The organism is Rhodococcus sp. UNC363MFTsu5.1, from assembly GCF_000686785.1.
GTDB lineage: Bacteria > Actinomycetota > Actinomycetes > Mycobacteriales > Mycobacteriaceae > Rhodococcus_G > Rhodococcus_G maanshanensis.
On sequence record NZ_JMLO01000006.1, the window covers coordinates 228805 to 234888 of the forward strand.

General features: G+C 67.5%; 8 protein-coding genes. 3 read left to right on the forward strand and 5 right to left on the reverse strand.

The features are described from left to right. Nucleotides 1-2: 2 nt before the first annotated feature. The 3 genes from BR31_RS0110895 to BR31_RS0110905 form a co-directional block, all read right to left on the reverse strand. Complete coding sequence (locus tag BR31_RS0110895) at nucleotides 3-1046, reverse strand: zinc-binding dehydrogenase (protein WP_027500992.1); 1044 nt, start codon at nucleotides 1044-1046, stop codon at nucleotides 3-5. Nucleotides 1047-1058: 12 nt separating this feature from the next. Next, nucleotides 1059-1487, reverse strand: a complete 429-nt coding sequence (locus tag BR31_RS0110900; protein WP_027500993.1) for a CBS domain-containing protein — start codon at nucleotides 1485-1487, stop codon at nucleotides 1059-1061. A gap of 109 nt (nucleotides 1488-1596) precedes the next feature. After that, nucleotides 1597-2241 (reverse strand): LysE family translocator, encoded by a 645-nt coding sequence (locus BR31_RS0110905; protein ID WP_027500994.1) that lies wholly within the window; start codon nucleotides 2239-2241, stop codon nucleotides 1597-1599. A gap of 118 nt (nucleotides 2242-2359) precedes the next feature. Between BR31_RS0110905 and BR31_RS0110910 the strand changes: the two genes are divergently transcribed. The 3 genes from BR31_RS0110910 to BR31_RS0110920 are packed head-to-tail and all read left to right on the forward strand — an operon-like array spanning nucleotide 2360 to nucleotide 3897. Continuing rightward, nucleotides 2360-2857: a GbsR/MarR family transcriptional regulator gene (locus BR31_RS0110910; RefSeq protein WP_027500995.1), complete on the forward strand. Its 498-nt coding sequence runs from the start codon at nucleotides 2360-2362 to the stop codon at nucleotides 2855-2857. A 13-nt stretch (nucleotides 2858-2870) separates the two neighbouring features. Beyond that, nucleotides 2871-3215, forward strand: coding sequence for a hypothetical protein (locus BR31_RS30575; RefSeq protein WP_156042434.1), 345 nt, complete (start codon nucleotides 2871-2873; stop codon nucleotides 3213-3215). 49 nt (nucleotides 3216-3264) lie between these two features. Continuing rightward, nucleotides 3265-3897 carry an alpha-ketoglutarate-dependent dioxygenase AlkB gene (locus BR31_RS0110920; RefSeq protein WP_027500996.1) on the forward strand — a complete coding sequence of 211 codons (633 nt, stop codon included), beginning with the start codon at nucleotides 3265-3267 and terminating at the stop codon, nucleotides 3895-3897. Here BR31_RS0110920 and BR31_RS0110925 read toward each other — a convergent pair. Continuing rightward, entirely contained in the window at nucleotides 3863-4960 is a 1098-nt protein-coding gene (locus BR31_RS0110925; protein ID WP_027500997.1) for a 3-deoxy-7-phosphoheptulonate synthase, read from the reverse strand. The genes BR31_RS0110920 and BR31_RS0110925 overlap by 35 nt on opposite strands. Before the next feature lie 374 nt (nucleotides 4961-5334). Further along, nucleotides 5335-5826, reverse strand: coding sequence for a DUF6301 family protein (locus BR31_RS0110930; RefSeq protein WP_027500998.1), 492 nt, complete (start codon nucleotides 5824-5826; stop codon nucleotides 5335-5337). Nucleotides 5827-6084: the final 258 nt, after the last annotated feature.

Genomic DNA, 6084 nt, shown 5'->3' on the forward strand with positions numbered 1-6084 from the left:
ACTCAGGGCCTGACCAGGATCCTGATCGGATCGCCCTCGTGCTTGTCCAGCTTCTCGATGCCGACCAGGACGTCCTCCAGCGAGACGATCTCGCTGATCGAGCGCGAGACGTCGAGACGACCACGGGAGAGCAGTTCGGCCAAGGTCTCGATGTCGACGTTCTTGTAGCCGAGATGACCCTTGACCTGCTTCTTCGACAGCCCGAAGGCGGTGGTGGTGCCCAGCACCGCCTCCTGGTCGCTCAGCCCGACCAGGATGAGCCTGCCGCCGACGGCGAGACAGTCCAGCGCCTGGGAGAAGGTGACCGCGAGACCGGCCGAGTCGAAGGCGACATCGAGCATCTTGCCGCCGGTCGACTCGGCGACCTTCTGCTTCAGGTCCGGGTCCCTCGAGTCGAAGGCGTAATCCGCGCCGAGTTCGAGGGCCCGCTCCCTGACCGCCGGGTTGATGTCGAACGCGAGGATGGGGACCGCACCCACCAGGCGCGCGAGCTGCACGATGTGGGTGCCGATGCCACCGACGCCCCACACACCGACGACCTCACCGACCATGACCTCCCCCGTGCGAACCACGGCGCCGTAGGGCGTGGACACCGCGTCGGCCAGGATCGCCGCCTGATCGAACGGGACGTTGTCGGGGATCCGGGTCAGCCCGCCCGCCTGCGCCACGGTGTACTCGGCCCAGGCGCCGTCGTAGGCGAACGCCATCAGCTGGATGTTCAGGCAGTTGGTGAGATCCCCGCGCCGACAGTTGCGGCATCGGAGGCAGGCCTTGCCCGCGGACGGGATGACCCGGTCACCCACCGCCCAGCCCGATACTCCCGCACCGAGTTCCGCGATGGTTCCCGAGGACTCGTGACCCTGGGTGACGACCGGCAGCAGCGGAGGGAAGGTTCCGTTGATCAGACTCAGGTCGGAGTGGCAGATCCCGCAGTACTCGACCTTGACGAGCACCTCCCCCGGCCCCGGCCTGGGTATCGGGACATCCTCCACCACAGTCTTTTTGGAGTCGGCATGGAATCGTGCGGCGCGCATGGTCTCCGCCATGGTCGGCTCCCCTCAACCGTGTTCGATGTAGGCCTCGAGCTGGTCACGTTCACCCTGCAACTCACCGATCCGGCTCTTCACCACGTCGCCGATGCTGACGATGCCGACCAACTGTCCGTCCACGATCACCGGCAGGTGCCGGATCCGGCGCTCGGTCATGGTCTCGGCGAGACTGTCGACACTGTCGGTCGGCAGGCAGGCGAACACCGCCGTTGTCATGATGTCCCCGACCAGGTCATCGAGCAGGTCGGCGCCGCGCTCGTGGATGCGGCGCACCACGTCGCGCTCGGTCACGATGCCGACCACCTCGTCGTTCTCGACCACGACGAGGGCGCCCACGTTGTGCCTGGCGAGTTCGCCGATCAGCACGCTGACCGTGATCCCCGGCCCGACCGTCGCCACCGCCTGGCCCTTGTTCCGCAACACATCCGCTATCTGCATCTGGACACCCCGATCCATCCGCGCTCGGCTACCGCTGTGTCGATCATAGGCAGCCGGAAGCCCCGCCGACCATCAACGGAGAAAGGAATCAGGGGCGCATCGCCGCCGGTCAGGCGACCGCCGGGCGGGATCTGTCGAGGGCGAGTGTCAGCGCCAGCCCACCGAGCACCGATCCCATCAGGTAGCGCTGCACCTTCAGCCATCCCGGCCTGGCCGCGAGAAGGCTCGAAATAGAGCCCGCCACAACGACTATCGCGGCATTCACCGTCAACGCCACCGCGATCTGCACGGCGCCGAGACCGAGACTCTGGGCCCAGACCCGCCCCGCCCCCGGATCGATGAACTGCGGGATCAACGCCAGGTACATGATGGCGATCTTCGGGTTGAGCAGGTTCGTGACCAGCCCCATCGTGAACAGTCGCGAGGCGGAATCGGCCGGTAGCGGGCGCGGCGCGAACACCGAGGCCCCACCCGGCCGGAGCGCCTGCCAGGCCAACCACCCGAGATAGCCCGCGCCCGCGAGCTTCACCGCGAGGTAGAGCTGCGGCACCGCGACGAAGACCGCCGAGATCCCCGCGGTCGCGGCCGCCAGATAGCAGGCGAAGCCGACGGCGACGCCGCCGAGCGAGATCAGTCCCGCGCGCCTGCCCTGGGTGACGCTTCGCGAGACGAGGTACATCATGTTCGGCCCGGGGGTGAGCACCATGCCCAGTGCGACCGCCGAGACCCCGAGAACTGCCGCGCCGGTGATCATGGCGATGAGGTTCGCACGGGGCGCACGCCGTTGTCGCGGGCCAGTTGAGCACCACTGGCCACCCAGCTGAGATGACACATATCTGTGTCATCTCAGTCATAACTGTTACCGTCGTGGGGTGCCACACGACGCGCAGCTGATCTTCGCCGACCACGTCGGCCGCTTCTACGCACGCCAGTACGGGTTCCCGCCGATGGCGGGGCGACTGTTGGGGTACCTGTTCGTCTGCGATCCGCCACAGCAGACGATCGACGAGCTCGGCGATGCCATGCTGGCCAGCCGGAGCGCCGTGACCGGCGCGGTCAAGCTGCTGGAGAGCTATCGGATGGCACGGCGGACCCGCGTCGCGGGCGAACGGGTGGACCGGGTCAGCCTTGACCCCGCGAGTCAGCAACCCCAGAACTTCGATTCCGCCATCCACCACGAGCACGCGGCCCTGTTCCGCGAGGGGTTGGCGCTGCTGGCCGATGCCCCGCCCGAGCGTCGCGCACCCCTCGAGGAGATGGTCGCGCTGGCCGAGTTCCTCAGCGAGCGGCTCCCGGCGCTACTGGACGAATGGCACACCCATCGCGACGAACTCCGCCGAACGGGAGCACTTCCCGCTCCCCACAACTGAGAGGTTGCCGATCATGACCGAACACGACCTGACCGCCCTGCGCGAGCGCGCCGAGAACGGCGACACAACGGCCGTCGACGAGCTGGTCGAGCTCGCCGTCGAACGGGGCGACATCGACGAGCTCCGTCGCCTCGCCGACGGCGGAAGCACCGACGCGGTCGACGAGCTGATCCAACTTGCAGGCGAACTCGGCGACATGGACGAGCTCCGTCGCCTGGCCGACGGCGGGAACAACGATGCGGCCGACCAGCTCATCGAACTCGCCACCGAGCGCGACGACCTGGACGAGCTGCGCCGCCTCGCCGGCCTCGGCAACACGACGGCGGCCGAGCAGCTCGCGGAGCTCACCGCCGAATAGCGGGATTCACTACTAGAACGTTTGTTCGATTCTGGGTAGGATTGCCTCCGTGGACATCGCGGTGCAGGCGTCGCTGTTCGACGACCCGACCGAGGGTGCTCGGTTCGAGCCGCTCGGCGACAGCGTCCGCAGGCGGACCTTGACCGCGGGCGCCTGGATCGACGTGCGCCCCGGCTGGCTACTGGGCTCCGAGCGGCTGTTCGCCGATCTCGTCGACCAGGTCCCGTGGCGGGCCGAGCGCAGGCAGATGTACGACCGCGTGGTCGACGTCCCTCGGCTGGTGAGCTTCTACGCCGAGGACGCCCCGCTCCCCGACCCTCTGCTCACCGAGGCCAAGACGGCACTCGACGCGCACTACCGGCGCGAACTCGGCGAGCCGTTCGCCACCGCCGGGCTCTGTTACTACCGCGACGGTGCCGACAGCGTCGCCTGGCACGGCGACACCATCGGGCGCGGCGGCACCGAGGACACGATGGTCGCGATCGTCTCCCTCGGCGCCGCAAGAACCCTGGCCCTGCGGCCCCGCGGCGGCGGCGCCTCCCTCCGATACTCGCTCGGCCACGGCGACCTGTTGGTCATGGGCGGGTCCTGCCAGCGGACCTGGGAGCACGCCGTCCCCAAGAGCACCCGCCCCACCGGGCCGCGGATCAGCGTGCAGTTCCGGACGCGCGGCGTGCGCTGACCGCGCCCGCGAGCCGGTCGAGCTGGGCCGCGGTGGTGTCCCAGTCCAGGCAGGCATCCGTGATCGATTGTCCGTAGGTGAGCTCGTCCGCCCGCCCGAGGGTCAGATCCTGACGGCCCGCGACGAGGAAGCTCTCCAGCATGAGCCCCGAGATGCCCGCCTCGCCTGCCTCGATCCGCGCCGCGACGTCGGTGACCACGTCGACCTGCTTGTTGTGATCCTTGCGACTGTTGCCGTGGCTGGCGTCGATGACGACCCGCTCGGGCAGGCCCGCCTTCGCCAGCCGCGCCATGGTGTCGGCGACGGTCGCGGCGTCGTAGTTGGGTCCGTCGGTGCCGCCGCGCAGGATGACGTGGCAGTCCGGGTTGCCCGCGGTGCGGATCAGCGCGGACAGCCCGTTGAGATCGGTGCCGGGGAACACGTGGCTCGCCGCCGCCGCCCTGGTCCCGTCGACAGCCACCTGCACGTCACCCTCGGTCGAGTTCTTGATCCCGACCGGCATGGACAGCGCGCTGCAGAGCTGGCGGTGCACCTGGCTCGCGGCGGTCCTGGCGCCGATCGCGCCGTAGCTGACCAGATCCGCGATGTACTGCGGGGTGATCGGGTCGAGGAACTCGCAGCCGACCGGCAGGCCGAGCGATGAGATGTCCAGCAGCAGTTTGCGTCCCATCCGCAGGCCGGTGTTGATGTCGAAGCTGCCGTCGAGGTGCGGGTCGTTGACCAGCCCCTTCCATCCGAGCGTCGTGCGCGGCTTCTCGAAGTACACCCGCATCACGATGTGCAGGTTGTCGCGGTGCTGCTCGGCCTTCTCCGCGAGCCGGCGCGCGTAGTCCATCGCGGCGTCCGGGTCGTGCACGGAGCACGGACCGACCACCACGATCAGGCGGTCGTCGCGGCCGTCGAGGATGTTCACGGTCGCATCCCGCCCGCCGCGCACCGTCGCGGCGACGGCGGGGTCCACGGCGTATTCGCGCCGCAGTTCGGCCGGCGCGGCCAACGGACTGATCGAGACGGTGCGCTGATCGTCGAGGCCGAGCACATCGGTGTCGAGAGTGAGGGTCATGGGTGTCCTGTTCGTTCAGGCCGACCCAGGAGAATGCGTGCACACCCGCGAGCCGGTCGATAGCGGCTCGGGGTGGAGGAAGTCAGCGCGTGGTTACGCCGACCGGCCCACCCGGGGCCAGCCTGCTAAACCAGAAATATGCGCGCTGCATGGCCGCCACTGTAGCAGCGCCACGCAACCCCCTGTGAATGGGCACCGTAGTTGGCGGATGGTCACCTAGTTGGCGGAGTCGTCACGATAGTTGGCGGATGGTCACCTAGTTGGCGGACGGTTCGCCCGAGCACCACGTTCGGCTGATCCCAGCGAAGTTCCTTGACGATGCCAGCGGTGAGGGTTGATTTCGGTACCGGATGCGATCTCGCCGACCTTGATCGCTAATCCTCGTCCTCGTACTCCGGTTCGGGCTCATCCATCCATGCCTGATAGGTCGGACTCGTCAGATCGAGGAAGATCGCACTGACACTCATACTGAGCTCGACGACCACTTTGGGCAGGTCCCATCTGAGAGCGGCCTCTGGTCCGGGTTCGGCGCTTGTGGCTGCCCCGAGGAGTGCGGTAAGTGCCTCAGCGAGGTTTGTGAACCCTTCGTCCAGCAGCGGACGCACCACTGTCATGGGCGTAGCGTCATCTGCCAGATCCGTGACGAAGGTTGAGAAGTAGTGCATCGAACGGTTGTGCCTGTACATGTTCGCCTTCGGCAGGCTGACATGAAAGTTCGTCCGTATCGAGGCGCCACCTTGCATGAGTTCGACGAGCTCCCATCCGGCTTGTGTGCAGAAGGGTTCCAGGTCGTCGACGGCCCAGGTCCAGTCGAATTCTGCGGCGAGGCGGGCGATCCGGGTGGCGCCCTCGATGTCGACGTGCATGCGTGGATGCTACTTTCCGTTCGAGTTCGGTTGACGACCAAGGAATCCCGGACGCTCGAACCGCACGAGCGAACTGGCCATAGTGCGCCTCCGGGCGCCATCATTCGGCTACGCGGCACAGTTCGTTTGGCAAAGCAGTATCTCCGAACAAATGCCAACTTCGATGACGACGATCGCGCCCTGTCGTCGTCACGCTAGTTGTCACACCGCAGGTCAGAGCGCCGGGAAATGACAACTGCGATGACGGTTCACACCCCC